Raw genomic sequence first — 25,522 nt, 5'->3', positions numbered from 1 at the left:
GAGGGGAGGTAAATGGGGCGCAGCCCCATATACGTCCCCTCCCTTTAATAACCTGAAATCCGGTGGCCGAGCAGCTTGTCCGCCGTGGCGGGAAGCCGAGGCCATTTTGATTTACTGGCAAAGAAGCGGATAATCAGATTAATGAATTACCATTTGAAATTTTCATTTCCCACAAAAGGGATAAGCTTTATAAACCCTTCAAGTAGGACTCTTTTAATCTTTATGCTTTCTCAGAATTATCCAAACCATGATTAGTCCAAAAACAAAAGTGGAGGTGGTTGTTAAAATAGCGAGTGGAATAAAAATGAGTGGGACTGATAGACCCATTATAAACAGGCGAGGCAATAATTCTGGTGAAATGGTGACTTCAAACCTTCGTGATACCTTTGTTCTAAGGTAGAAGGATTTGATTTAAAGAGATATAAATTATGAAAATGAGTTTATTTTCTGAGGAGAAAATTTTTTCCTATTTCAGAGTTGTACCAGCTTGGGGAATTCGTAAATGTTTGAGCATTTTAATGCTCAAAGCAGGATATATAGTGCAACTAAATTAATTCTTCCGCTGCTCTGCCAAGTCGACCTGAAAGATCGAGGCCATTGCTTTATAGAGTTCAGGGTGTTTCTCTTGAAGCAAGACTGGCCGCTCAAAAAAGTACTCTCCGGCAATAGCCAAAAACTCAACTTTGCTTACAGCACCATAGGGATTGAGATCACTTTTCCCCGAAATAATATCATCTGTTTTAGACTTGATGAGGTGAAGCCAAGGTAATACTGCTTGGTTTTCCATGAGGATAGCAGGAATACCATCCAAGTCCCCGTCTTGCTTGTCAAAAAGGTGCACAAACTCATGAATGCCGACATTATGTTTGTCCGATTGGTTATCAAATCCCATCCACAATGCAGGCTTTGAAAAAATCACAACATGATCAATAGCGCCCCCTGTTCCTACCAGACCAGAAATCTCCCTGTCGTGCCCTTTGAAATCGAACTCTTCAGAAAACAGGTCGGGATATAAGAGCACTTCGTAGAGCGTGTCATATTCCCATTTGGGAAAAGCAAATATAGGAATCACCGCGCTGCTTGCTACTAACAGGCGGTCCTCGTCCGTCACTTCAGTATCGATACCTGTGATGCGAATCCTTTTCAAAAATTGCTGGATCGTTGATTCAAAGCGGGCTTTTTCTTTTGCTGAGAGTGCAGTGTAGAAATAAACCTTATTTAGTAGAAACTTCTGCCAGTGCGTTGGGAATGCCGATGGAACCTCATATCCACTTTTTTTGACTTTGGAACGATAGATTACCCATACTAATAGCATAAGCAGAAAAGCCGCAAATAGAAGAGTAAAGGTTTTCAAGGGGATCAGCGATAAATGATATTAGTTTCCTTAGGAACAAATTGCATGCTTAATATGGTATCCTATCCACTTAAAGTTTATTACCCACAAAAAGTTGTTAGGGAAAAGAAAATACCATTTGGGGAATTAAACGCACATTCCTTGGCTTTAACCTCCCAGTTAGAATTTCCGGTAAATGGAGATTTGTTCCCTCTGCGGCCTCAAAGCCTATTTCTGTAGGCTGGCAAGCTGGTTGTTTGATAAGGAGTAAGAACTTTATATCTAACTAAACAAACAATTGTTATGGAGAATTATGGAAATGATACTATGCAGAATTATGGCAAAGAGGGCGAAGTAGCCAAAACCATCGAAAAAGAAACTTCTAAAATTCCTTCCGATGTGTTTATGTGGTCTGCATTTGCTTTCATGGGTGTTTCTTTGATTTTGAAACTTACTAAGCATAATAACACTGCGCTATTTATCGGTCAATGGCCTGCACCACTTTTACTATTTGGCATTTACAATAAAATAGTGAAAACTCAGGGTTCAGAGCGGAACGACGATTAACTACGCCAATTGGATGCAATTCAATTTTTGAATGGATTGGGTGTAGCTCAAGACAACTTTGGATAGTTGATTGATACTACACCCATCTACTTTTTCAAATCCTGTTGTTTGCAAAGAAACTAGGTGATTGACTCAAGTGAGGATTTAAATCAAATTTTATATTCATATTTTTTAATCTGAAAAAGGATTGTAGTGCAGTAGAGTTTAACTTTTTGTTGTTGTATTCCTTTGTCTCTTTTTTCATCCCCATATTTCTGCAATCCTGTAATTGACTTTTGATCAAAGAGATCGGCTGTATTCCTTGGAGAAAGTTTACTTGAACGAGGCAATAATTGTCATGAAACACATGAAAAATCTTCTAGTCATTATCACAATTACATTTTTTTCTTCTTTTGCTGAGGCACAGCAAGCAGTATGGACTAAATTGAATACTGAACCTTATCCCGGCAAACAGGATGATATTAGTTTTATAAATGAAAATCAAGGCTGGTATGTCAATGGACTCGGCTCGATATATAAAACCTTGAATGGAGGACAGACTTGGGAAAAACTGGTGGAAATGAAAGGCTCATTCTTCCGAACCATAGCTTTTTTGAATGAGCAAGTCGGATTTGTCGGGACAGTAGGAACTGACTATTTTCCAAATGTAACAGACACTATTCCACTTTATGGCACATCTGATGGGGGAAAAACGTGGAATCCAGTACCCTATTCCGGTCCCTATGTGAAGGGCCTTTGCGCCATGGATATCGTTCGAGAACAATTTATCAATCACGGGCAGATTGATTTTAAAACTCACATTTATGCTGTAGGAAGAGTGGGGAGTCCGGCGAATTTAATGGTTTCCCATGATGCAGGAAAAACATGGACCTCCAGAGCCATGGATTCTGATGCACAAATGCTGTTTGATATAAAGATGTTTGATAAAAATACAGGGATTGCATGTGCTGCAAGTGATGCAGACATAACCAAATCCAATGCTTTAATTCTCAGGACAGAAGATGGGGGAGAAACATGGTTTAAAGTTTATCAAAGTAATCGACCATTTGAGACAACTTGGAAAGTTTCGTTTCCTACGGCTGATGTTGGGTATGTTACTATTCAATCTTATAATCCCGACCCAATAATCAAGCAGCAAAGAATTGCTAAATCCACTGACGGAGGTAGAACATGGAAAGAGCTGAACTTGGTAGAAGATTCTGGAGCAAGAGAATTTGGAGTTGGATTTTTAAATGAAAATCACGGATTTGTTGGCACTGTTAATAGTGGCTTTGAGACCTTAGACGGTGGGCTGACATGGACTCCGGTTGATTTAGGTAGGGCATGTAATAAAATCAGGATTTATGAGGGAAATGAGCGTCAATTTGGATTTGCAATTGGAGTTGACGTATTGAAATTGGAATGGAGATAAAAGATTAAAAAGTGACGAGTACTGTACTTTCCTAATCGGAGTCTCAGTGATTTGATGGTAAAGAACAACTTGGGAATAGACTAATTATGTCCATTCAGCCATCTCAAACTTAAGGATGTAATTTTTTAGAGTTTTAAGTTGTTTCGGAAATTAAGTGATTTGAAAATTGAGCATCATCCCATCATCTTCATGTTCCAGATTGTGACAGTGGAAAACAAATTTTCCCAAGTGGTTTGGGAAGGTCATAATCACACTTACTTTTTCTCCAGGAAGGCATAAGACGGTGTCTTTCCAGCCTTTTTCCGAAGCGATTTTTACACCTCTGCCTCCAATCCTTTCCAAGACTTGAAATTGAACTCCATGGATGTGCATCGGATGGATTTCGTCTCCTAGTGAATTATCAAACACCCAAATCTCGGTCGTTCCACTTTTGACCGTTTCATCAATCCGATCCATTTCAAATGTTTTGTCATTGATGGTATGCATTCCTTTCATTTTACCTGCAGACCCATGACCGCCGTGTCCACCACTCATTTTATGTCCGATTTCAAAAGTTCTTGTTCTCGTCGCCGCAGACTGAGAAATGCGATTGATTTAGAAATCGGATTGTCACCTGTTCGCCCTTGGTCACATGGAGTGTAGGGCCCAAAATTCCATTTTGATAACCAAATACCTGAGCCGATTTTTCCTGCATGAGTTGGGCAGTCTTCAATCCTGAAGTCAGTGATGTCGATGACGCAGATTGGGATGGCGGAATAAGTAATTCCCAGTCAAACTTCCCTTCGATAACACCCACATATTTGCCAACCATGTCCATGTCCATGTTGTGACAGGATTGTAGCATCCAAGTGAGCCCGCCAAAAGTCACAAATCCTCCGGAGAGGGAAGAGATGCGAATAAATTTTCTCCGATTCATATTTTACTTAGAGAAATGCTTTTTAAAGTGCTCGATATTTTGGTTTGATGAAGAAACGTAAGCAAAAGGGATTAAGGTATAGCTGATTGCTTTAAGTTTTTTTAAATCAAATATTATCACTGCTTTGAGATGCAAATTGTTTAAATATTCACCCATAACCATTAAATAAATTATGGGTATGATTACCAACAATATTTCGATATACGTTATTCAGCCATAAAGCGATTGATTATTTTGTGCGGTCTGATCAGGGGCGTAGAAATTACCTTTTCTGTCCATTTTCACGGGTTGCTTTTTGAAGGGAAAGAAAATGGTAATTGTATATAATCAGAATATTATTTCGTAAAAATAGATGAGTTATTAAACGATTATCGAGATATATGTTGTAAATCTTTATTTCTAGGTTATGTTTGATCTAAATCAAAAGAAAATTTAACCCTCACTTAAAAAACAAGTTTATGAAACCCTCCGCACCACTAAAAATTACCTGGATCATTGGAATGATTTTAGGCATTCTCGGCATTATAGGACATTTTGTTCAGGTAGAGTTTATATCCGAATATAGTTTCATGCTATTGCTTATTGGCTTCATTGCACTTGCACTTGGCACTACTCTAAAAGGCATTTAAAAACTCACCGACCAGTAATCAGTGCGCTTAGGTTGGGTTAATTCCCTTACACTTAAGAGGGAGCTTGCCATGCTTAAGCGTACTTTTTTTAGTTTTCCTCTGCCCTTATTCGTTAACCTTTTGAATGGATTTGATCCATCACACTTTTCCTGTTATTACGAAAATTATAATCTTTTCTGAGCCAAATCATCCAAATAATGGCTAGCGGAACTAACCAGACAAACATATCAGATACCAAAAATGCAAGATGTTCACTTGGTGTGATCATCCTGAAGAAGCCCATTGAGGTAAAGTTTACCACTCTTATCGTCACGAAATAGGAAGCACATATAAATCCGCTGATCATAAATCGCCGTTGAAGTTTGATACTTCGAATTCAGAAAAAATTTAGAAAATTCCTTGGTAGGGAAGTCATTCATTTAATGTAGTTCGGTGATTCGCATTTTTGCCAGTATTCAACGATTATTTTTATAGTTTTCTTTAATTCTTCATAAGAATATGGTTTCACAAAAAATCCTTGAACTGATTTGGAATATGCATCGACCACAAATTTCTGTTCTGAGCTAGTTGAAAAGAATAAATAGGGAATGCATTTGATTCTCAAGTCCTCATTTGTATGGATTTTTTCTCTTAATTCAAGGCCATTTAATCGAGGCATATTTATGTCTGAGAGGATGATAAAAGGTTCAATTGCCGTCATGGTTAAGTATTCAAGGGCCTTCTCACCTTCCTTAAAAAAAATAATTTCATTTGTAAAATTTAATTCTTCAAAGGCTACTGTCAGGAGCGCTTGATCTCCCTGATCGTCTTCTATCACAATGATGGGCCCGGTCTTATTCATTTTCTTTTTTGTTTTCCCGGATGAGAATAAAATCGAATTTTTGATGGAAAAGCGGGAATTTAAGAACCATGACTTTAGTAGAAAAGTTTTTTAAAAGGAAACAAAAGTGAATTAAAATCCCTTTGTGAATTGTATCAAATATCAGTATTAAAGTACCCCTTACCTAGTAAATTAAAAATAACTCTTGAGAAATAACCGGACCATTCGTTCGAGATGGTTTTTAGAATATAGTTGTGGTGAAATCTCGGTGGACGGAGATCAACTCTTTTTATTCTGGTTGGCTAAGGAGTAAAAGTGAAAAAAAATAGTCCGCATTTGACGGACTATTCTTAGTTTGCGCGGAGGTGAAATTACTATTTACAATTTAGAGGGAAGTCCTATCTGTTTTTTAATTTCCCCATCACGGTTCCTAGCTTTGCTTTCATTTTATCCACAGCATCGCCAAGGGCTTGTTCTTTGGTGGCATTTTTACTGACCACAATTATTGGCTGAATTCCTTCCACTCTTGCTTCAATTTTACACTGAATATCATCATTGCCTCCTTTGTCGCCATTTTGATCAGAGAGATGGACTTCAATCCGAGTAATATTTTCAATGTGATGTTTTAGGCCGCTTTGAATCTTTTCAGAAACAAATGCTTCCAGCTGTTCTGTGCCTTCGATGTTTTTATCCGTATTGAATTGGATTTTCATAGTACGCTATTTTTAATTATTTAATTATGATTTTTGTAATATATGCCTCGTAAAGGTATCCTGTTCAGGTCAAATTCAGAAAAAAATGGACTTGCATTCATTTTAATGGAATATTCCCATCTATCCCTCAGCCTCGATAAGTGAACGTAAAGGGAGTTCGAGGGTTGGATAAAAATGGATGATTTGGCTTGGAAATGTCCAATCTGCTTAATTTCCATGATTTAGTCTTAAAGCTGTACCAAGGAGAATGGCATTGGTTTCAGTACTTGCTTCGAGCGGATAGTTCGACCCGTCCTGCGCAGATGCAGGATAGTTGAAACTAGAAAAAGGTCTGGTTTTAAATGTCAGAATTATATGCTAGTCACTGCTTTTAAATATTTTATTTGGTATAACCTTAATGTAAATCAACATTCCAATAAGCTCGATTAACGGTTGAAATGCTACTACTACAATTGCTGTCTGGTATTGAATGGGAAGGGCGAGGACGATGGGTAATACAACAAATGAATTTCTTGTTCCAAAACTAAAGGCCAAAACTCTTCCTTGCGATACTGGTAATTTAAAAATGGAAGTGAGAAGCTTCGCAAATAATACAGTGACAATGAGGAATAGAACAAATACAATTGTTAATGTATCAAAAATATTTTTTGAAGCAGCAATGGTTTGAAATTGTGAACTGAAGATAATGAAAACAACAAGGGTTAATAAGGGGACAGGAAACCATCCCATACGATTTAAGGATGTTTTCCAAAACCGATTTCTATCTGCAAGTTTTTGAGTTAAATAGGCTGCAAAAAGCGGAATTACAATAAACCAAATGAAAATTTCAATTAAGTTGCTCTGGGCAATGTCCACTGTCAAGGTTTTACCAAACATCAAATAAATATAGATGGGTAATAAAAGAAATTGCGCAAATAAAATAATGGGAGCCAGTGCAACAGCATATTTTGTATCTCCCTTGCCCAATTGGGTAAATGTAATAAACCAGTCAGTACAAGGCACCAATAATACCAAAGCCACTCCCAATTTCAATACAGGATCGTTTGGTAATAGGGCTATTATTAAGGCAACAAAAATGGGGATGAAGACAAAATTTCCCAGCAGGGCAGCGGTGATAAACTTAAAGTCAAAAATGGCACTTGGAATATGGGCTACAGGTATTTGAGAGAATGTGACATAAAGAAGGAAAGCTAAAACAGGCCATAATACCAGCTCCAGTGATCCAGAAAACTCTGGAAAATTTGCTCCAACTAATACACCTATAGAAATCGATACGATATAAAATACTGCCTGATATTTTTCAACTAGTAATCGGTTAATCATTTTGATCTTATATTTTATTTGACAGGCATTGACTTTTATATCTTACCATGATAGTAAAGCAGTAATTAGTGTTGAATTTCCTTTGTCATCATCTGATATTAGTACGACTTTAGTTTTTCCGGTTGAAATTTCTTCTTCAATAGCCACAGATTCCACTTTTAAATTAGCCTCCGGATTTGGGATCTTACAATGATTAAATGACTTGGATATATTATTATTTGAGATGTCAACAATACCAATAAAACTTCCTAATATTTCACCATCATCATAGGCATTATCAGTATTTTCCACAGAAGCAGTGAAAATAATTTTTGGTTCTCCAAATAAAGCTGTGGCTCCTGAAAAGCCTGCTTCAATTCCATCAATTTTTGGTAAAGAAAACTGCACAATTTCCCATTTGGGAAATTCCTTCTCACCTTTTATATATGCTAACAGATCCTTATATACAAAGCTTATTATCAAATTTTTTTTACGATTGAAAAGAAATAGCTGATTATCCCGATAAGCTGCTGCTTCAATATTTAATTCAGAATCCTGTAATATGGTAAAATTCCTTAGGTTGCTGTAAAATTCAGAAATATCATACTTTTCAATAATCAGGGAATCTTTTAGCAAGATTCTCATAAAAATATTTCGTTCCGGTGATTTCGAACCTGATCCAAAGATTACAATTTCAGAATCGCTAATTAATTCCAACGCTTCAAAGTCCGGTTTAATAGATTTTTCTATCCTTTTTTCCGAGAAATTGGCAGTGTCTACTAGGGGTGTTTTTGAAACGATTTTAAAGTCATTATTTAAGCAAAATAAAAAAGGTGAATCATCCCCAATAACGTAGTACAATTGGCCAGATTTTATGATACCGGAGCCGCTGGGAATATTCTCAATTTTTATTTCATCAAAAATGGTGATTTCCATATCATATTCTTACAGGGTATTGCAATTTTGATGAGTAATAAAAATAGTCTTATATTTTTCAAATTTCGATGTGGAGTGCTAGCCCATTTTTTCCCCTCCAATATACTCAAATACAGACATCTGCCCTACCTGTATCTTAGGAAGAAATTTTGAAATCGTTTGGATTTATTTCCTTGAATGGTGCATATATTCTGTGTCTTGTTTGACCGGATTTCACCAAAATGCCGTTTTTGTCTTCCTTTTTATTAGAAGAAATTTTCAGCTTCAAATTTTCATTTTACTTGTAAAACTCCACGTTTCCGGTTTGCATTTCGTACATCGCTCCCACAATATTTATCAGTCCTTTTTCTTCCATTTCTTTCAAGATTGGGCTGTTTTTACGGATAAAATCAACAGTGTGTAACACATTCTTTTTAGAGACATAGTGCACATATGGGTCATTTCCGGAGCTTTTTTCACCTGTATAATCAGACGCCATATTCACAGCTGGCCTAATCCCATTTGTAAGCGATACAATATTTCCTATTTGAATATTGTCAATCGAAGCCTTTACAGCTCCACAATGTTGGTGGCCTAGGACAATAATCGTTTTAGCACCGGCAACATAACAGGCAAACTCCATACTTCCCAAAATTTCCGGATTTGCAAAGTTGCCTGCTACTCTAGCTACGAATAAATCGCCAATACCTTTATCAAATACATCTTCCACTGGTATTCTGCTATCCAAACAGGAGAGTATTACTGCTTTAGGATATTGTCCTTGCACACTATTTCGTACTTGTGAGGAATGGTTTCGAGCAGTCAATGAGTTGTTTTTAAAACGATCATTTCCTGCCATCAATCTCATCAATACTAAATCCGGAGTTAGGGCCTGTTGCTCTTCCTGAGAAAATACTCGTTCTTCCAATACAATTTTTATGTTTTCCTCTAATTTGCTTACATCGTCAATAAGAGGTTTTTCCACAGTTTTGCACGAAAACAAAAGAATAGTTAGGCTTAAGCCAAGGATTGTCTTTTTCATTTTTAAATTTTTTTAAAAATTTGAGAATTTCTATTTCTGCCCTTGTATTCCATCTTTGGAAAGGAGTTATGAAAGGGATTTAAATAGATTACTAAAAATATCGTACGGAATTTGAGATCTTCACGGTGGGACTTTTGAGAAATATTCCTAAAAATAATGATTTAGGCATACCCTTCCTATGGGCATCCAATTGTGACAGATTCAGAAAAGTTTACTTCTTAAAAAATTTGCTTGCTTCCATATAAGGACTAACCTATGGTGAGCATGGTGAAACTTCATATAAGGTTAAAAAAATTAGGGTTGATGGATTGCAACTTCAATCCATCACCCTCTGATAAATTATTAAAAACCGAAAAGAATTGGATCGTTCGGCGAAATTTATTTAAAACTATTTTTTATTTATCTATTGCACTCGTCACCCGCTTCATGAATGAATTTAGTGCGTCGAGTTGTGGAATTCCCTTGGCGATCATTTTATTTACCTCAAGTGCACCATACATATTCGATAATAATTCTCCGATGGTATCAATTTCTTCATCTTTGATACCTTTTGCATCAGAAATATGTTCCAGTAGACTAATAGCTTCCAATACGAAATCGGAGTCATTTTCTTCAATAAATCCTACGATGTGCTTAATTAGAGGCAATCTCATCGATTAATTCTTTAAGTAATTCCACCTTATTTGTCTGGATCTGATTCAATAGCGATCCTTTTTTAAATGTGGCAAAAGTTGGTAAATTATTAACCTGAGCTAATTTCCTTGAATTTGGAAATTTTTCGGCATCGACTAGTATAAAAGCTATCCCCTCATTCTCTGAAGCAAAGCGCTTAAATTTTGGTTTCATCACCTTGCAATTTCCACACCACCCGGCTGAAAATTGTACCACTACTTTTTCGTTACTTTCGATTATCGACTGAAGGCTATCTTCGGTTATTTCTTCTAACATACTATTCAAATTTTAATGCTGACTTAAGTATAATGCTACGCCGTCCCGATCAGCTTTCATGGCTTCGGCACCTTTTTCCCAATTTGCCGGACAAACCTCACCCTTTTCCTGCACATGTGTGTAAGCATCGATTAGCCTAATGTAGTCGTTTGCATTTCGTCCCAAAGGCATGTGGTTTACGCTTTCGTGGAAGACCAATCCTTCTTCATCGATTAAATAAGTTGCACGATAAGTGACATTGTCACCTGTTATCAAATTAGACTTCAAATCCATATCATATTCCACCTTTTGGATATCCAAAATTCCAAGAATGGAGGACAAGTTCCGATTGCTATCGGCCAAAAGATCGTAGGTTACACCTTCGATTCCTCCATTATCTTTTGCAGTATTCAGCCAAGCAAAATGAACCTCAGGAGTGTCGCATGATGCACCGATAAGGATGGTATTTCGCTTTTCAAATTCAGGTAGAGCCGCTTGAAAAGCATGCAGCTCAGTTGGGCAAACAAAAGTGAAATCCTTAGGATACCAAAATAGGAGAATTTTCTTTCCTTCATTTACAGCTCTTTCAAAAACGTTGGTTTTAAATGTGTCACCCATTTCATTGATGGCGTTGACACTAAGATTCGGGAATTTTTTTCCTGTATAAGTCATGTACTTGTTGGTTTAATTGTGTAACACGATTATGTCGAAAGGTGTTCAAGCACAGTTATAAAGAAAATTCAAGAAATTTCGCTATAAGATTAAAAAATATGTAAAGTTTACAGCTTCCGAACATTTGTTCTGCTGAACTTCAAAGTCCTACCCTGAGAACACCGTCGACAATAGTTTTACAGAAAAATAATTTTTTCAGATTTGAAAAAAAATCTCATTGGTTTGAGAGGATTTGGTTTGAAAATTTAGCACAGCAATCAAAAAAGGTAGATTTTCTGACCATTATAAAGCAGGGGCTTGAACCTCAATAGCTAAATACAAAATATATGCATTCAAAAGTAAAAACAACAAGGCTGGAAGGGAAACCCAAAACGAGTCTTTCATTTTTAACCTCACACCAACACCCAGTAACATAAGCATCGTCAAGCCTCCCGCTGATACAATCAAAACGGGATGAAAACGTAAACCAACGAGTAGACCAACTGCTCCTAATATTTCCAGGATCGCTGTAAAAGCTCCGAATTTTTCGAGTCCAAATCGTTTGAACTCTGCTTTCATTTTTGGTGAAGTGAAATATGCAATTCCGTAACCTATGAAGGAGAGGCTTGAAAAATAGATCAGAAAATCGATTAATTTCATTCTAAATCATTTTGACCGACACAGCGGCAATGAAAAGACACAGCATCAGAAGCAGAAAAGAAGGAACATGATATAGCAAAGGATGTTTTGCTTTGAAGTGAAAATACTGGGCTGCCACCATCAAAAGACCCATGATTAGCGCTGGATAAAGTACAAGATCAGGATACCAAATTCCTGCAACAAGTAATGTAGAAAGGGATATTTTTGAAGCACCTACCAAATTTCGTGTCAAATCACTTAGCTGGTAGCTTTTGAATTCTTTTTCAACATTATAAAATCGAAAAATCCATATTATCACAATTGATAAGGCTATGATGACTTGGGCGACGTGAGAGTACGTGTTCATTTTCTTTAGAATTAAGGTTAAAATAGGTATTTTCTTTGGATTAGAGTCGACAATATAGCCGAAACCAAGGAGTCTGGTCTGCCAAATTTTCTAAAAAATTTAAGGAATTTATACAATTAAACTTGGTTCTCTAGCTGGGAGCTCAACACCTGGAGGCAGATCCAAAATAGGATTGTTATCATCAGAAATCCCACCATTATCATCTTCATCGTTCTTTTCCTGGTCATTTATCAATACCATTTTTATTACTTTATAAATGATATAAATATTGAGAATAATGAAAGGAATATAAAGCGGGTGAGAGACAATAAAATCCAGCATAGATTGTAAACAAATTTTTGATGGGAATCAAAAATCAAACTCATTCTGACTGTAATTGTTTGAATAACAATTGATTGAATTTTAGTCAATTCGATTGTTTTTGGGATTTAAATAAACTAATAATAGAGGTAAGTCATTAAGAAAAGAGATTGTAGAGTTTATACCAGATCATTTTACTGAGTTTCAATTAATGGCGATCACCCTTCCAAGTGCCACCATAGCGGTAATTGGGTTCGACTTTTACCTTATTGCAGCAATCGGTACAGACAAAAATCCATGTTTTTCCTTTCGTGATTTGCACTCGGTACAGCGTTGTCTCTTCGATGGTGCATAGAGCGCAAACTTTGGTTTTCATGGCTTGTATTTTGATTTACTCATGGAGAAATGAATTGATTACGGCTTAGTGTAGTAGCCAATCTTTAAGATTACACAAGAAGAATTACTTTAGTCAATAGACTTTGCGTCACTTCAAGCCAGGCTTGGAAAATAAAAATCAGTGTTCCCTTTCTCTGTGAAATCAAAAGTTGGTCTGAACTGAACGTAGTCCCGACAGCCAAACGGCAGCAAGGCTAATTCTATTTCCATCATTTAAGAGATGAAACTAAACGAGCGAATGGATCAATAATAATCTTAATCCGTCTTCAACCGACTTTGAAACATGGGGTTTGTTTTCGTCATTGTAAAATCTCTTGTATTGAATTATTAAGCCTTGGATGTCTATATCATTTTCTTTGATGGTTTTTAAAATACCAAGTTTCTCCTCCATCGAGGTATCATTCCATTCACTGGAAAATGGATCAAAAATGGTCCTCAGGGTTCGATGCTTCCACAAATTCCCCTTTTTAAAGATCCCGTCTAATTTCTCCTGATAGTGCATATTGGTATTATTTAGGTTGGCAAGAATTGAAAAATGATTTGGTCTAATGTAGGAAAAATTCTATCTGAATTTTTCAATTCAAATACGATTCAAAATTCGGACGGGCCGTTTAGACTACGCTCAGGTGGGGTCAAAACCAAATTCCAGTAAAAAAAGAAGAGGCTGTCTAATAAGTGCTGTTTGTCACATTGAGCACCTGACCAACGAGAGTTGGGAAGCTCGAAATGCGGTTGTATTCGCTGTAAATGGCCTTCGACTCCGCTCAGGCTGACACCATCGGTCCTTTTGAGAAAGCCTCTTGATATTCTGGATATAAATCCGACAATTACTCGTCCGCCATTTTAAACGAAAAGTCTGTCAATACAATCAGGTATTCTTAATTAATGGCCCAGCATCATAGAATTCTATCTTCTTTTACCCCTGAAAAAATCCTAAGATGGTTTAGGTTTATTGTCCCTGCATTAAATCCTCAGGAAAGAAAAATAGTCCTTGGCGGGATGAAAGCAAATGCACCGGAAGCATTTTTCAATGAGCTTTTGGAAGTGGTAAAACTAGAAATGTCCGAACTCGCCTTTTCCAACTTAGTGAAATCACTGGAGGAAAATGAATTGGCAAGTGATTGAGCTTTGGAGGCCCTATGAGGTTTAACCCGGATTATGCATTAGGGTCCGTAATGAGAGCTAAAAATGCAAGAAAATCAAGCATTTAACGAATGAGGCATAACACCGCTACGGTGAATGAGTTAAATGCAGCAAAGCGATTGATTTTGAAGCATTTTGAGCTCGTAATAGGAAGTCTAATGCATATTTCGGGTTTAATGTAGATATTGGTATGAAAACCAAATATAAATCATGATCAATACAACATTCCAAACAACCATAACGGGATTCTTTTGTCATTTCCTCCTGCTACATCCACTGCCAGATAGGCATTGGGGACTCCCCGTATTTGCTCGCTTGTTTTAGAGGCTCCTCCCACCTCAAACACAAACGTATCGTCAACCATGAAATCACCATATTTTGATGAAGTAACGGCATGAACAGCACTCATCTGATTTAAGAAAAAAGTTTCCCTGATATTACCAATATTGGCCATAGTGGGAGAAAAGAGATAAATGAAGTTGGGGTTTTGGAGATATACTTTTTCGGGCTTCTGTAAATAACTGATTCCTTTAGTGGAGGATCTTAGTAATAATAAAATCTGTGCGTTTTCAAGAATATCTAATAGTCTGAGTACTGTGTTGCGAGGAGTTTCCAGCTTTTCTGACAATTTATTGATGTTGGGTGTAAACGGTACCGATTCACTAAGTACAAAAAGAAGCTTTTTTAAAGTCTTCGTAGTATTATGCTGTAATTGCTCATAGGGAGTGATATCGCTGTCAATTACCAAATGAATAGTCTCCTGCAATTTTTGAAAGTAGGTCTTTTTTGCCTCCATAAAGAAGGGAAAATAGCCAGACTTGAGGTAATTCTGAAAATCAGTCTTAAAGTCAAAGACATCAAGCAGATCAGGAGCGATCATATGATGATTTGTCAGGATTTCATTTAATGGTAGACTGTTCAGATCGATGTTGCTCTTGAAATTCAGGTATTCGCGAAAGGACAACCCATGTAAATGATAGACCGAAGCCCTCCTTGACAGATCAGCATTTCCCTTTGTGATATCCAAAATTGAAGAACCTGTAGCCACCAATTGGATATCTTCATAGTCATCGAACTGCTGCTTGAGATCTTTAGACCACCATTCATAGCGGTGTACCTCATCCAAAAGAAATAATCGGTAACCTAAGCGGTAAAGAGATGCCACCGTCTCTACCAATCGGTGAGTTTCAAAATAGAAATCATCCATACTCATATAGATTCCCCGCTTGGACGAAGCAGTAAGATGCTGGAGCAACATTGTCGTCTTGCCAGCTCCTCTGTAACCAAGTAAAATAATCAATCGCTGTTCCCAGTCAATCTGTCTGTAGAGGTATCGTTTCTTTTTACTTAGTACCTGTTCAGATTTACGCGTTGATTTTTCAATTAAGTACTCCATACAATAGTATTTTCAAAAAGCAAAAGCTGAAAATAGTTTTTTGATAAAGCAAAAATACAAAATGCTTTTTAGAAAAAGCATAATAGCTCAGATTTTAACTCAAAAAATTGGTTTGGGAAGCAGAGGTTCAAAATTGATAGCCCAGAATTGAAAGTATGAACTAATTATAATGATTTGGATAAACAACTAGAATTTCTTTGCGTTTAAATTTGAAACTAAGTTTAAAAAACCTCCAATGATCGGCAAAATCATTCCTCTGATTCTCTTGATTCTTTGTATTCAACTTTCACCCTTATGTGCTCAGGATGTTGTGCGAACAAATGAAGGCGATACAATAGTCATGTACATCCATAAAATAAAATCTCAAAGGCTGGTTTATAGGTTGGATGACAGCCCAAAAGGACAGAAGTTAAGGAAAGATTTATCTGAGATTTCCAACATTTCAAGGCAAGAAGGTGATACACTTTATTTTTTAGAAGGTGAAAGGATTCCTGTAAGGCCCACAGAAATGTTTTTGAAAGGAAGGAATGATGCGAGCAATTTTTATCCCGGCAGTACAACAGCTGAATATTTGGTTTTGGCGGGAACATCTCTACAGCCTTTGGCAGGCCTCTTAGCTGCCATCTTTATTACGCAGGAGCCACCGAAAGAACATAATCTTAATTACCCTGATCTAGCATTGATGGAGGAAGAAAACTACAGAATAGGGTATGAGGATAAGGCAGGAAAAGTCAAAGAAAAAAAAGTTATGACGAAATGGTTTATAGGTTTTGGGATTAATATGGCATTGACTACTGTTATTTTGTTGCACAGAAACTAGTTCTGTTTTTCAACGCCTAGACAAGCGCTCATTTGGTGATTGATCGAGAAAAAAGTAGACTAAGCCTATTGGGGGAGTAGACTTCGGCCAAGTATGGGGTGTTAGATTGATACTCTCACTTCTGACTTCTTTCAACCCAATTTTCTAGTTGCAGGTTTTTTATGTATCGAAAATCTTTTGTGTTATCGGTTACTAAAGTCAGTTCGTTGACAAGTGCTGTAACTCCAATTATTAAATCAAACTCATCGTGAAGAGGTGTTCCATTTTTTTTCAAATAGACTTTAGTTTCGGCATATTCTTTAACTATCCCATAAATTGGAATGACTGTTAAACCGCCTAAAAATTTGTCAACAGCTTCGTGTGACTTTTTAGGGTTATTGCTGTTTTCGGCACCGTATTTAAGTTCGAACACAGTAAGCTCTGATATTAAACAGTTGTCTAGTCCTTTTTGCCTAATAATTTTATCAACGTTCAGTTTTCCTCGAAGAAAGAATATGCAAATGTTGGTATCGACCAAATATTGCATGAATTAAAGTTTTAAATCTTTTTTTCTAAACTTTCTGCTTTCTCGAATTTCTTTCGCTATTTCTTCGGCAGGTTTTTCAGATGCGAATGTTCCAAACGAACTAAAAAACTCCTTTTCTTTGAATTTATTCCCATTACGAATAGACTTTGAAAGCCTTTCCAGCAATTCCAACTTACTGACAGCACTTAAATTCTCGAAAAGCTCCGAATAGGTATCGATTATATGTTTTTCTGCGTGAGTCATTTCTTTTGACTTTTTACCAAATTACTAAAATTACTTTTGCTGCAGTGTTTAAAACCTTGATTATTTCATTTGTCCGATTTGAGTCGTCAAGATGCTGATTGGACTCATAGCTTGCAAACACCCCAAAATTCAATTCATTTGAAATTAACGTAATGCCTGATTGTTGTTTCATTTCGAACGAATTACAAATTCATTTTGATATATCGGCGTTTTGCAATCTACATCTAAGTTCAACGCTCATTGGGTAACTAATGGAGAAATAAATAGACTACGCCCAAGTGGAGTTTCCGATAAAATATCCTAGGATTGTATCAATCAATCCAGTCAAATCAATGAATTTGAAGCCAAAATCAGGAAGAATGAACTGTGGAAGTAAGCATCAATGTGAGGACCAAAACCTCAAGTTTTCTTATGTTTTGCGTTAAATTATACCTTGTTAATCAGTTATTGGAAGGCACTGATTAACATCGTTTTTTTCCTTAATCAAAACTCAAAATGACTGCTCACTTCCGCTAAAAATATTACGTTATTAAGTTTGAAATCAGATGATTTAAAAGCCTTTCAATCTATCAGAATCAAGCATTTCTTAGTTCCTTACAGTTTTTTGATCTCGGTAATAGAAATCAGGATCATCGGTCTCGAAATGTACAGTTATAATTCATAAATCAACGACGACTTTTCGGGGATTGGCAATTCCTTTGATGTTTTAGGATAAAGTGCCGTGATTCATTTCCAACGCCTTTTATAATCGATGTAAGCGTGTGAAATGGTAGTTACGGCTTCGAAACGCTTAAAAATATCTTTTTAACTAACCTTATTGTCCAATGGAACTGCTACTGAATGAACAATTGAAAAATCTAAGGGCGGAGAATGATGACTTTACAGATTATTTTAGAAATACCATTATCCCTCAGCTGTTTATTGATAAGAATCTGATTTTGAGAAAATTTTCTCCTGCGGCGATGAAACAGTTTAACCTTACCCCAGATTCTTATAATTCCTCAATTAGCGATATCACCAACAATTTGCGCTACCCCTCAATTATCAAAAACATAAAATGGGTAATGGCAACATCAAGAATCCTTGAAAAGGAGATTCAAACCACTGATTTATGTTGGTATCAGATGAATATTATTCCTTATTTCAAAGGAAAAGACAATGAGCCGAATGGTGTAATTGTAACTTTTATCGACATCACAAATCGAATTAAAGATTTAAAAGAACAGGAAAAATTGATAGCTGAATATGAAACCCTGCTGGATACCATAGCCCATGATATAAAAAACAGGCTCACCAGTATGACGCTTTCCATTCAAATGCTAAAAGAATCCGATTTTGATGATCATGAAGAGGTAAGGATGGATTTGGATTCGCTGGATAGAGGTGTGAATAAAATTAACTTGATAATTGGTGAACTGTTTGCATCCAGAAATCAAAAATACAAGTATGAGGCTGTGGATGAATTGTTAAATATTGAACACATTCTCGAAGATGTAAAATTGGCTCTTATCAAAGAGATAGCCAATACTAACACCTCGATTAATTTGGATATAGGCTGTTCCGAAATCATGTTTCCCAGAAGGCAGCTGAGAAGTATAATCTATAATTTGGTAAGTAACTCGATAAAATATAGAAGCCTTGATCGTAATCTTAAAATATCTATTAAAACAATTCAGGAAGATGATTATTTCATTATTTCTGTGAAAGATAATGGTGTTGGAATTGAATCTGTCAAACAAAAAAAAATCTTCTCCAAGTTTTACAGGATAGCAGATACTATTGAAGGTTCAGGTATTGGATTACATTTAGTGAAAACACTTGTTACCAATGCTGGAGGAAAAATCGAATTGGAAAGTGAGTTTGGCGAAGGCTCCGAGTTTAAAATCTATTTAAAAACAAAATGTAAGGACGTTTTTAAACCTATTTAGTGGGTTAAAGAGTCTTTAAGTGCTTTCTTAGGCTATAATAGCCAATATATGAAAGGAGTTCTGCCAAAAGCACGAGATAGGGCATTCCCCATAAGGTATCGGACAAAAATTGATGTTTTACAATCAGATTTTCAAGAAAAATTCCAACGAAAACAAATACAAAAGCTGGAAAAATCAGGATGAAAAACAGAAAAATCAGTACTCTGAATCTATTTTTAATACTCAGAAAAGCAAGTACAAGTGGGGGAATAATAAGCAGCCAAGTAACTAGATTCATCAACCAAAATGCTAATTGATTATCGCCAAATAAAATACGAACTACATAAGGTTCATCATTCGCTCCCATCAGATTGAAAACAAGTCGCATTATTGGAATAACACTAAAAATGAGCGAGAAGCCGAACAATTTTTTGCCTACTTCTTGAGAACGTAACATGAAAAAACCAATCCATAAAGGCACATAGTTGAGCAAAACTGGAGCAATGATCGTGGCGATCCAAACTGTGTTGGGATGTGCTGCTTCGCAGCCTTCCGCTAAATCGAATGAATTGAATGTTTTGTATCCCCACTCACCACAGATGAGGTATCCGGCTAGGTGATGAACCAATTCATGGGTAATCCCCATTACCGAGGCCAAGCAAAAAAAACCTAAAAGATATTGCCAGGTAAATGGGATTTTCATCTGTTTATTATCTGTTTTTTCATGTGTTTATAATTTGTTTTTAGCGGTCACATGGAATGCCCTAGATAATCATTCCCCTTTGTGATCCCGTACGTACAGGATCATGGGCATTTCTTGGCTACAAATACCCCATTAGGTTGCGTGAATTTGGCTTCTTTAATAGTTCCTGCTTCATCCTTCAGAAACTCAATCACAAACCCCTCTACAATTTTTAGCGTGAATTTATCCTTGCCGATGGACAACAAGTCATATTCCGGTTGGCCGGGTACAAAGAGGAAAAGCGTAGTCTCATTTCCTTCTTTCAAATAAAATTTTGCAACCATCCCACCTAAATCATAATCTCCCGCATATTTTTCCAAGGTTTCTTTGTCTACCTCGATTTCTTTGGGTTTCCGCTTGAATTCTATGGCATCAACTGTAGGTTCCGCTTTGAAAGATAGGGAAGCGATCTCACCCATATTATTGATTCTGAAATTGAACTGCATGGGCGAAACCATCGTGGTATCAACCTTTCCATTTTCCATTCCAACCAATGAAAAAATATTGTAGTGGAAGTGTTTTAGCCAGACTTTTTCATAAGGAGTACTGGCAAAAAGAGAATCTCGTTCAAACTGCACATCTACAGTACCATAGCCCGGATGTGTATAGTCTCCCGTAAATTCTGCTAGAATGTGAGAGGTTTTAGTTCCCTTTTTTTGAATGGAACTGGATTGTGCCTGTGCAGCTTCAGATTGCTTTTTGGCTTCATTAATTTTGTCCTTTTGGATCTTGTTCCAATCGGTTTTACTTACTTTCAACAATCTATCACTAATGATATTCCGAACAATCCCGGGAATTTGTGAACCGTTTTGATTTGACAAAACAACAATCCCAATACTATCCATCGGGAAAAAGGCAGCATTTGCTGAGAACCCGTTGATATTTCCTCCATGTTCCACTCGGTAGTGTCCTTTGTAGGAAGAGACCATCCAACCGTACCCATAGTTACTAAGATGCATGTCTGGAAATTCCTTGTCAGGAATACTGTTTGCCATGATCATTTGTGGACTCATGGCTTCCTTGACATAGGCTTCAGGCAGGATTTGGTTGCCCTTGAATTTTCCACCATTGATCCATGCTATCAACCAATTTGACATTTCATTGACGCTACTGTTGATACTTCCGGCAGGACCCATGGCAGCTATGTCGTAGTAATCCATTTTTTTGATGATGGAATCGTTTTTCACTTCGTAGCCAAAGGAAGCATCATTTCCGTTTTTCAGACCTTCAATTACCGCATTACTATTTTTCATCTCCAGCCGATCAAAAAACTTTTTCTTAATGTTATCTTCCCATGTCTTGCCAGTAATTCGTTCGGCAATTACCCCTTGAGCCAAAAACATGTAGTTATTGTAATACCATTGTTCCCGGACCTTTGCAAAAGGCTCGAGGTATTGTATGCGTTGCATTAGAGAATCCTTTGATTGAGTAGTGAAAAAATACCAGCTCAGGTCATGCCTCGGAAGTCCTGTTCGGTGGGTCATCATATCCTTGATAGTGATCCCGTTGTTCATCTCATTGTTGTAAAACCTGAGTTCGGGAATGTGTTTGATAGGACTATCATCGAAAGACAGTTTTTTATCTTCCCTCAAAATCCCCAAAAGCCCGGAAGTAAATGCCTTGCTGCTTGACCCAATAGCGAAAAGTGTGTTAGGGGTTACGGGTATTTTATTTTCATAATCCCGATATCCAACACCTTTGGAGTAGATGATTTTATCTTTTTCGACCACAGCAACGGCAAATCCGGCACCATTCCAAGTGTCCAGGACTTTTTCGAGTTCAGCATCCAAACCTGAAAATCGATCGGGAGCAGATTTTTTCTGGCTGAATGAATAGGATATTGTGAAAAATAGAAGAATAATAACCAAAAGATGTTTCATGTGTCAGACTTTGATTTTTGAATAAATTAAAGAAAAAATTTAAACGATTACCGATAGAAAAATGGAAGTATTCCAGACCGAGGATTGTGTAGCCTATGCTCACCATGTGCCTTACACCTAAGCCGAGTTTTGTTTATTGTTCAATGTCTCCAAAAAAACTGTTAAAAGCTATTTCGGCTATTTTTCTTCTAAATTACAGATTCGTATTTAGTTGAAACTTTAGTGATCCGGATAGTCAAAGAGGAAACGAGAGCTGGATTGCAGGGTCTAAAAATTACCTCAAGTCCAGCGCTCATGTGGTTACTGATCGGTCAAAGAGTGGACCAAGCCCATGTGGTAAATCAAGATCCACACGTAACTTAAACCTAAGTACTTGTAGATGTTTTTAATTTAACCAAAGGGTGATTCAACCCATTTACATCATTTTTAATCACCTCATATTTTTCTATATAAGAAAACAACTGTGAAAGATTTTTATATCCATAAGTTCGGGGATCAAAACTTGGGTCAATTTGTCTTAGAATCGCGCCTACTTTAGATATGTGAGTTCCATCTCCTTCATTGGTTGCTAAATTGTAAGCCTTGTCAATTTTTCCCAATTCATTTTGAGGAATCTTATATTCAGTGTTTTTACCTGCTTTATTCGCCGTACTTTCATTTGCTTCCGGCTTTATGTTTTTCTTTTTTCTTTTTGGCTGAGTCGCAGCAGTCTTAATTTCCTCTAAATCGTCTGCTTTTGTTTCTGATAGTTCCAAATTTTCAGTCAGAGTGAAAATTTCACATGAATTTTTGAATGCGATAGGTGTTGTTTTGCGGCCAATGCCCATAACAAATAGTCCTTCTTCTCTAATTCTTTTGGCTAAACCTGTGAAATCGCTATCACTGGAAACTATGCAAAATCCATCCACTGATTTAGAATGAAGAATATCCATTGCATCAATGATCATCGCTCCATCAGTTGAATTTTTTCCTGCTGTGTAAGCGAAATTCTGGATCGCATTTATTGAATTTTCATTTAGGATTGGTTTCCAACTGTTCATGCCTGAACTTGTCCAATCCCCATAAATTCTCCGAATCGTAGCTTTTCCATATGTGCTAACTTCTGCGATAATCTCCTTTATTAAGCTTGCTTGAGCGTTATCTCCATCGATCAATAGTGCTATTTTCATTCTGTTTAGTTTTGTTCCTCAATATTTGCAATTAAATATTTAAGGTCAGTTTTATCAATAGCTGCCTTCAGCAAATTACAAATTCGTTTTGATATGAAGGCGTTTTGCTCTCGTACAGCTGTCGGGACTACGCTCAGTCCAACGCTCATTTGGTAACTGATTGAGAAAAGAGTGGACTACGCCCCGCTGAGCAAGTTCTCATTTGGTGTCTAATCGAAAAATAAATAGTATAAGTTTGGAGAGGGCAAACAGTCTAAAAACGAGATGATTAAGCTCAGGTGAGATTCTGTTTCACCTTAATTGAAAAAGTAGTATTTTCATTTAAATTTTTTCCAAAAAGCTATGACAAAACATAAAGTAGTTGCAGATGCGCTTCGATTTAGAAGTAGTCCAAATTCCCATTCCCACCGTAACATCATTGCGGTACTTCCCAATGGCCAACTTGTCGAAAAAATCGCTGATTCGGGTTCGGGATGGTGGGAGATCAGTCTTTTGCCTTCTGGTCCGGCAGCGGTTACGGGATTTGTAGCAAGTCGATTTTTGCAAGCAATTCCGCCTGAAGCTGTCCAAAGTACACCTTCGAATCCGATACCAGTTCTTCCCAACTTGGTGACGGCGGTGCATCTCAAAGAGAATCGGGAAAGTGTAGCCCGAAATGTCATAACAGGTCGAGCTTATCCCCTTGGCGAGCCTAACCGCCCTACCCGTGACTTGAGCTCGGTAGCATCTGCTGTTGCCTCCATTCATCAAGTTGTGAAATGGATCAATGTGGAGCGAAGTGCTCGCTATGCACCCAACTCCACCAGTACCTATTGCAATATATATGCGCACGACTACTGCTACCTCAATGGCGCTTATCTGCCCCGAGTTTGGTGGTCTAGTCGAGCACTTATTGACTTAAGCAATCGGGTCCATGTACCTGTGCAATATGGGCAAACAGTCAATGAGCTAAATGCGAATAACCTCCTGCGTTGGTTTTATGAGTGGGGGGATGATTTTGGTTGGAGGAGAGTTTTTGATTTGACTGAGTTGCAGGCAGAAGCCAATAAAGGCAAGATCTGCATCATAGCTGCCCGAAATCTGAATGAGAATAGATCGGGTCATATCTGCGCAGTGGTACCCGAAAACAATTCAGAGAAGGCCAGCCGCAATCTCGATGGCACGATCAAAATTCCACTTCAGTCTCAAGCCGGTCGCGTCAACAAAAGCTTCTTTAACAACAGCTTGTGGTGGTTTGGTCATACCTTTGCAGAGTTCGGCTATTTTGTACACGATTGATTTTTTGAAAGCAATACAGCGTGAAAATTGGTTTTGGTAGATATAAGTTTTGCAAACTCTTACGCCTAATCCAAAGCTCATTGGGTAATTTATCGATAAAAGAGTGGACTCCGCCCAAGCAGTTAGAATACGCCGAGGTAGGGCTTACTGCCAGCACATTGATATTTATTTCGCACTAAACCAATCCATTCCATCAGGATTCAGAAGGTCGGGTATTTCTTTGATTATTGTCATTGTGTCGGTGTCAATGACAACAAGCTTGTTGCCGGCGCTCATCGTATAGTATGCCCGAGGACGTACCGGATCGATGAAGATGCCTTCCCCACCGGCACCCACGTCAATACGTTTGACTTCCTTGCGTGAAGCGACATCCCAGACACGTAGCTCATTGCCCTGTAGCTCATTCATCAATACGTATTTTCCGTCCTTCGTAAACTTAATTCGGTTGTTCAATCCCCCTTCAAACGAAATTGTGCTGACCAGTTTTTTCTCAGGCACGTTGATGATCGATATTTTCTTCGCATTCATGTGAAGGGCCCAAAACTCGTTTCCATCGGGTGAAAGCGCCATGCCTTCCATACGGGTGTCTCCGGGAAAAGTAGTGAAGTCTAAATATTTCTGGCCTCTTTCATTTGTTACCCGATCGATAATGGCGATGATACTGCCATTACTGCTTGCTGTGAAGATACGTTGTTCATCGGGAGTGACGATGAGCATGTGAGATCCTCCGGGGAGCCCGATGACCTCGTCAAACTTCTTTTTTACCGGATCATAACGTGAGATCAGGCGGTTGGTCTCATGGCCCACATAAAGGTGTTTGCCTGCAAAAGTAATGGCATGACGGTCTCCAAATGCGCTGATGTCAATGGGCTCAACCCGCTTTTGCGCCATCACATCCACCACCGTGATTCCAGGAAGATTAGATCCTATGTACACATACCGCCCATCGGTTGCCAGTTCATGAAGATTTCCCCCTGCCGGAATCCGTGCCACTATTTCAAGTGTTTCGGGATCGATAATCACCAGACGACCAGCATCCTTCTCACCCACGAGCAAGGCCTCCCTAGGCGTAGGTCCAAAGCTTACTACCGGTGAATCCGGATCAACTGCCCGAATCCCGCCTTGGGCAAACAGAGGCTGTGATTCCAGAGGGAGGAGGCTGATTAGGAGCAGTAAAAAACTGGTTATTTTTATCATGACAAGATTTCTGGACCGCAGAAGTTATGAAAACTAGCTTCAGGAATTGTCCTGTGCTGTCTTGAATCTTAAGGATTCAGTTTTCCCGGATGTTCGGATCTAAGACCACAAAAAGCCGAGCTTCAATAGATGCATAAACCTTCAAAAAATTTGATTCTTGAAGGGTTATTTTTTTATAATGAAGTTATTTGAATTCTTTATTTTTAATAATATGAATATCCGCAATTCTGCCACTAGCCAAATTCTATTTAGTTTCACCTCGACTTCGCTCGGTGTCCGTTAGTTTTGTTTTA

The 25,522-nt window shown here is 37.6% G+C and carries 29 protein-coding genes; 7 read left to right on the top strand and 22 right to left on the bottom strand.

The window, feature by feature from the left end:
- Positions 1–550: 550 nt before the first annotated feature.
- Complete coding sequence (locus ACK4HU_RS15260) at positions 551–1,354, bottom strand: zinc-dependent peptidase (RefSeq protein WP_409808176.1); 804 nt, start codon at positions 1,352–1,354, stop codon at positions 551–553.
- A gap of 282 nt (positions 1,355–1,636) precedes the next feature.
- Here ACK4HU_RS15260 and ACK4HU_RS15255 point away from each other — a divergent pair, with 282 nt between their 5' ends.
- On the top strand, positions 1,637–1,900 hold the full coding sequence (locus ACK4HU_RS15255; RefSeq protein WP_409808174.1) for a hypothetical protein: 264 nt from the start codon (positions 1,637–1,639) through the stop codon (positions 1,898–1,900).
- 346 nt (positions 1,901–2,246) lie between these two features.
- Positions 2,247–3,311 carry a WD40/YVTN/BNR-like repeat-containing protein gene (locus tag ACK4HU_RS15250; RefSeq protein WP_409808172.1) on the top strand — a complete coding sequence of 355 codons (1,065 nt, stop codon included), beginning with the start codon at positions 2,247–2,249 and terminating at the stop codon, positions 3,309–3,311.
- 150 nt (positions 3,312–3,461) lie between these two features.
- Here ACK4HU_RS15250 and ACK4HU_RS15245 read toward each other — a convergent pair whose 3' ends face one another.
- Positions 3,462–3,845 carry a multicopper oxidase family protein gene (locus tag ACK4HU_RS15245; protein ID WP_409808170.1) on the bottom strand — a complete coding sequence of 128 codons (384 nt, stop codon included), beginning with the start codon at positions 3,843–3,845 and terminating at the stop codon, positions 3,462–3,464.
- A 13-nt stretch (positions 3,846–3,858) separates the two neighbouring features.
- On the bottom strand, positions 3,859–4,227 hold the full coding sequence (locus tag ACK4HU_RS15240) for a multicopper oxidase domain-containing protein (RefSeq protein ID WP_409808168.1): 369 nt from the start codon (positions 4,225–4,227) through the stop codon (positions 3,859–3,861).
- A gap of 458 nt (positions 4,228–4,685) precedes the next feature.
- Between ACK4HU_RS15240 and ACK4HU_RS15235 the strand changes: the two genes are divergently transcribed.
- The gene (locus ACK4HU_RS15235; RefSeq protein WP_409808166.1) at positions 4,686–4,856 is read left to right on the top strand and encodes a hypothetical protein; all 171 of its coding nucleotides are present in this window, start codon (positions 4,686–4,688) and stop codon (positions 4,854–4,856) included.
- A gap of 415 nt (positions 4,857–5,271) precedes the next feature.
- Here ACK4HU_RS15235 and ACK4HU_RS15230 read toward each other — a convergent pair whose 3' ends face one another.
- From ACK4HU_RS15230 to ACK4HU_RS15175, 12 genes are all read right to left on the bottom strand, one after another.
- Positions 5,272–5,697 carry a response regulator gene (locus ACK4HU_RS15230; RefSeq protein WP_409808165.1) on the bottom strand — a complete coding sequence of 142 codons (426 nt, stop codon included), beginning with the start codon at positions 5,695–5,697 and terminating at the stop codon, positions 5,272–5,274.
- Positions 5,698–6,074: 377 nt separating this feature from the next.
- A complete protein-coding gene (locus tag ACK4HU_RS15225) occupies positions 6,075–6,389 on the bottom strand; it encodes an HPF/RaiA family ribosome-associated protein (RefSeq protein WP_409808163.1) in 315 nt (104 codons plus the stop codon).
- 357 nt (positions 6,390–6,746) lie between these two features.
- Positions 6,747–7,712, bottom strand: a complete 966-nt coding sequence (locus tag ACK4HU_RS15220) for an arsenic resistance protein (RefSeq protein WP_409808161.1) — start codon at positions 7,710–7,712, stop codon at positions 6,747–6,749.
- 42 nt (positions 7,713–7,754) lie between these two features.
- Positions 7,755–8,627, bottom strand: a complete 873-nt coding sequence (locus ACK4HU_RS15215; protein WP_409808160.1) for a DUF6929 family protein — start codon at positions 8,625–8,627, stop codon at positions 7,755–7,757.
- A 277-nt stretch (positions 8,628–8,904) separates the two neighbouring features.
- Complete coding sequence (locus ACK4HU_RS15210; protein WP_409808158.1) at positions 8,905–9,648, bottom strand: carbonic anhydrase family protein; 744 nt, start codon at positions 9,646–9,648, stop codon at positions 8,905–8,907.
- Between the two features lie 395 nt (positions 9,649–10,043).
- Positions 10,044–10,301 (bottom strand): DUF6952 family protein, encoded by a 258-nt coding sequence (locus ACK4HU_RS15205; RefSeq protein WP_409808156.1) that lies wholly within the window; start codon positions 10,299–10,301, stop codon positions 10,044–10,046.
- Positions 10,282–10,596 carry a thioredoxin family protein gene (locus ACK4HU_RS15200; protein ID WP_409808154.1) on the bottom strand — a complete coding sequence of 105 codons (315 nt, stop codon included), beginning with the start codon at positions 10,594–10,596 and terminating at the stop codon, positions 10,282–10,284. The genes ACK4HU_RS15205 and ACK4HU_RS15200 overlap by 20 nt, the downstream gene beginning before the upstream one ends.
- Before the next feature lie 12 nt (positions 10,597–10,608).
- Positions 10,609–11,247 carry a peroxiredoxin gene (locus tag ACK4HU_RS15195; RefSeq protein ID WP_409808152.1) on the bottom strand — a complete coding sequence of 213 codons (639 nt, stop codon included), beginning with the start codon at positions 11,245–11,247 and terminating at the stop codon, positions 10,609–10,611.
- A 282-nt stretch (positions 11,248–11,529) separates the two neighbouring features.
- On the bottom strand, positions 11,530–11,886 hold the full coding sequence (locus ACK4HU_RS15190; protein WP_409808150.1) for a DoxX family protein: 357 nt from the start codon (positions 11,884–11,886) through the stop codon (positions 11,530–11,532).
- 1 nt (position 11,887) lies between these two features.
- Positions 11,888–12,232: a DoxX family protein gene (locus tag ACK4HU_RS15185; RefSeq protein WP_409808149.1), complete on the bottom strand. Its 345-nt coding sequence runs from the start codon at positions 12,230–12,232 to the stop codon at positions 11,888–11,890.
- Positions 12,233–12,340: 108 nt separating this feature from the next.
- Positions 12,341–12,553, bottom strand: coding sequence for a hypothetical protein (locus tag ACK4HU_RS15180; protein ID WP_409808147.1), 213 nt, complete (start codon positions 12,551–12,553; stop codon positions 12,341–12,343).
- 187 nt (positions 12,554–12,740) lie between these two features.
- On the bottom strand, positions 12,741–12,908 hold the full coding sequence (locus ACK4HU_RS15175; RefSeq protein ID WP_409808145.1) for a hypothetical protein: 168 nt from the start codon (positions 12,906–12,908) through the stop codon (positions 12,741–12,743).
- Between the two features lie 905 nt (positions 12,909–13,813).
- Between ACK4HU_RS15175 and ACK4HU_RS15170 the strand changes: the two genes are divergently transcribed.
- Positions 13,814–14,053: a hypothetical protein gene (locus ACK4HU_RS15170; protein WP_409808144.1), complete on the top strand. Its 240-nt coding sequence runs from the start codon at positions 13,814–13,816 to the stop codon at positions 14,051–14,053.
- 232 nt (positions 14,054–14,285) lie between these two features.
- Here ACK4HU_RS15170 and ACK4HU_RS15165 read toward each other — a convergent pair whose 3' ends face one another.
- The gene (locus ACK4HU_RS15165; protein WP_409808142.1) at positions 14,286–15,467 is read right to left on the bottom strand and encodes an ATP-binding protein; all 1,182 of its coding nucleotides are present in this window, start codon (positions 15,465–15,467) and stop codon (positions 14,286–14,288) included.
- Positions 15,468–15,702: 235 nt separating this feature from the next.
- Between ACK4HU_RS15165 and ACK4HU_RS15160 the strand changes: the two genes are divergently transcribed.
- Positions 15,703–16,287 carry a hypothetical protein gene (locus ACK4HU_RS15160; protein WP_409808140.1) on the top strand — a complete coding sequence of 195 codons (585 nt, stop codon included), beginning with the start codon at positions 15,703–15,705 and terminating at the stop codon, positions 16,285–16,287.
- Positions 16,288–16,402: 115 nt separating this feature from the next.
- On the opposite strand, the gene ACK4HU_RS15155 is transcribed toward ACK4HU_RS15160, so the two are convergent.
- Both ACK4HU_RS15155 and ACK4HU_RS15150 read right to left on the bottom strand, forming a co-directional pair.
- Entirely contained in the window at positions 16,403–16,813 is a 411-nt protein-coding gene (locus ACK4HU_RS15155; protein ID WP_409808138.1) for a PIN domain-containing protein, read from the bottom strand.
- Positions 16,814–16,816: 3 nt separating this feature from the next.
- Positions 16,817–17,056 carry a hypothetical protein gene (locus ACK4HU_RS15150; RefSeq protein ID WP_409808136.1) on the bottom strand — a complete coding sequence of 80 codons (240 nt, stop codon included), beginning with the start codon at positions 17,054–17,056 and terminating at the stop codon, positions 16,817–16,819.
- 824 nt (positions 17,057–17,880) lie between these two features.
- Here ACK4HU_RS15150 and ACK4HU_RS15145 point away from each other — a divergent pair.
- Positions 17,881–18,984, top strand: a complete 1,104-nt coding sequence (locus tag ACK4HU_RS15145; RefSeq protein ID WP_409808135.1) for an ATP-binding protein — start codon at positions 17,881–17,883, stop codon at positions 18,982–18,984.
- A gap of 4 nt (positions 18,985–18,988) precedes the next feature.
- On the opposite strand, the gene ACK4HU_RS15140 is transcribed toward ACK4HU_RS15145, so the two are convergent.
- From ACK4HU_RS15140 to ACK4HU_RS15130, 3 genes are all read right to left on the bottom strand, one after another.
- Positions 18,989–19,666, bottom strand: coding sequence for a hypothetical protein (locus ACK4HU_RS15140; RefSeq protein ID WP_409808134.1), 678 nt, complete (start codon positions 19,664–19,666; stop codon positions 18,989–18,991).
- Positions 19,667–19,767: 101 nt separating this feature from the next.
- A complete protein-coding gene (locus ACK4HU_RS15135) occupies positions 19,768–21,585 on the bottom strand; it encodes a serine hydrolase (RefSeq protein WP_409808132.1) in 1,818 nt (605 codons plus the stop codon).
- Positions 21,586–21,950: 365 nt separating this feature from the next.
- A complete protein-coding gene (locus ACK4HU_RS15130) occupies positions 21,951–22,754 on the bottom strand; it encodes an NYN domain-containing protein (RefSeq protein ID WP_409808130.1) in 804 nt (267 codons plus the stop codon).
- A gap of 342 nt (positions 22,755–23,096) precedes the next feature.
- On the opposite strand from ACK4HU_RS15130, the gene ACK4HU_RS15125 reads away from it, so the two are divergent.
- Positions 23,097–24,032 carry a hypothetical protein gene (locus ACK4HU_RS15125; RefSeq protein ID WP_409808128.1) on the top strand — a complete coding sequence of 312 codons (936 nt, stop codon included), beginning with the start codon at positions 23,097–23,099 and terminating at the stop codon, positions 24,030–24,032.
- Between the two features lie 165 nt (positions 24,033–24,197).
- Here the strand turns inward: ACK4HU_RS15125 and ACK4HU_RS15120 are convergent, their stop codons facing one another.
- Positions 24,198–25,229 (bottom strand): YncE family protein, encoded by a 1,032-nt coding sequence (locus tag ACK4HU_RS15120; RefSeq protein WP_409808126.1) that lies wholly within the window; start codon positions 25,227–25,229, stop codon positions 24,198–24,200.
- Positions 25,230–25,522: the final 293 nt, after the last annotated feature.

Source organism: Algoriphagus sp., assembly GCF_046296635.1.
Lineage (GTDB): Bacteria > Bacteroidota > Bacteroidia > Cytophagales > Cyclobacteriaceae > Algoriphagus.
The sequence above is the reverse complement of the archived record's forward strand: the minus strand, read 5'-3'. Positions and strand labels throughout refer to the sequence as shown.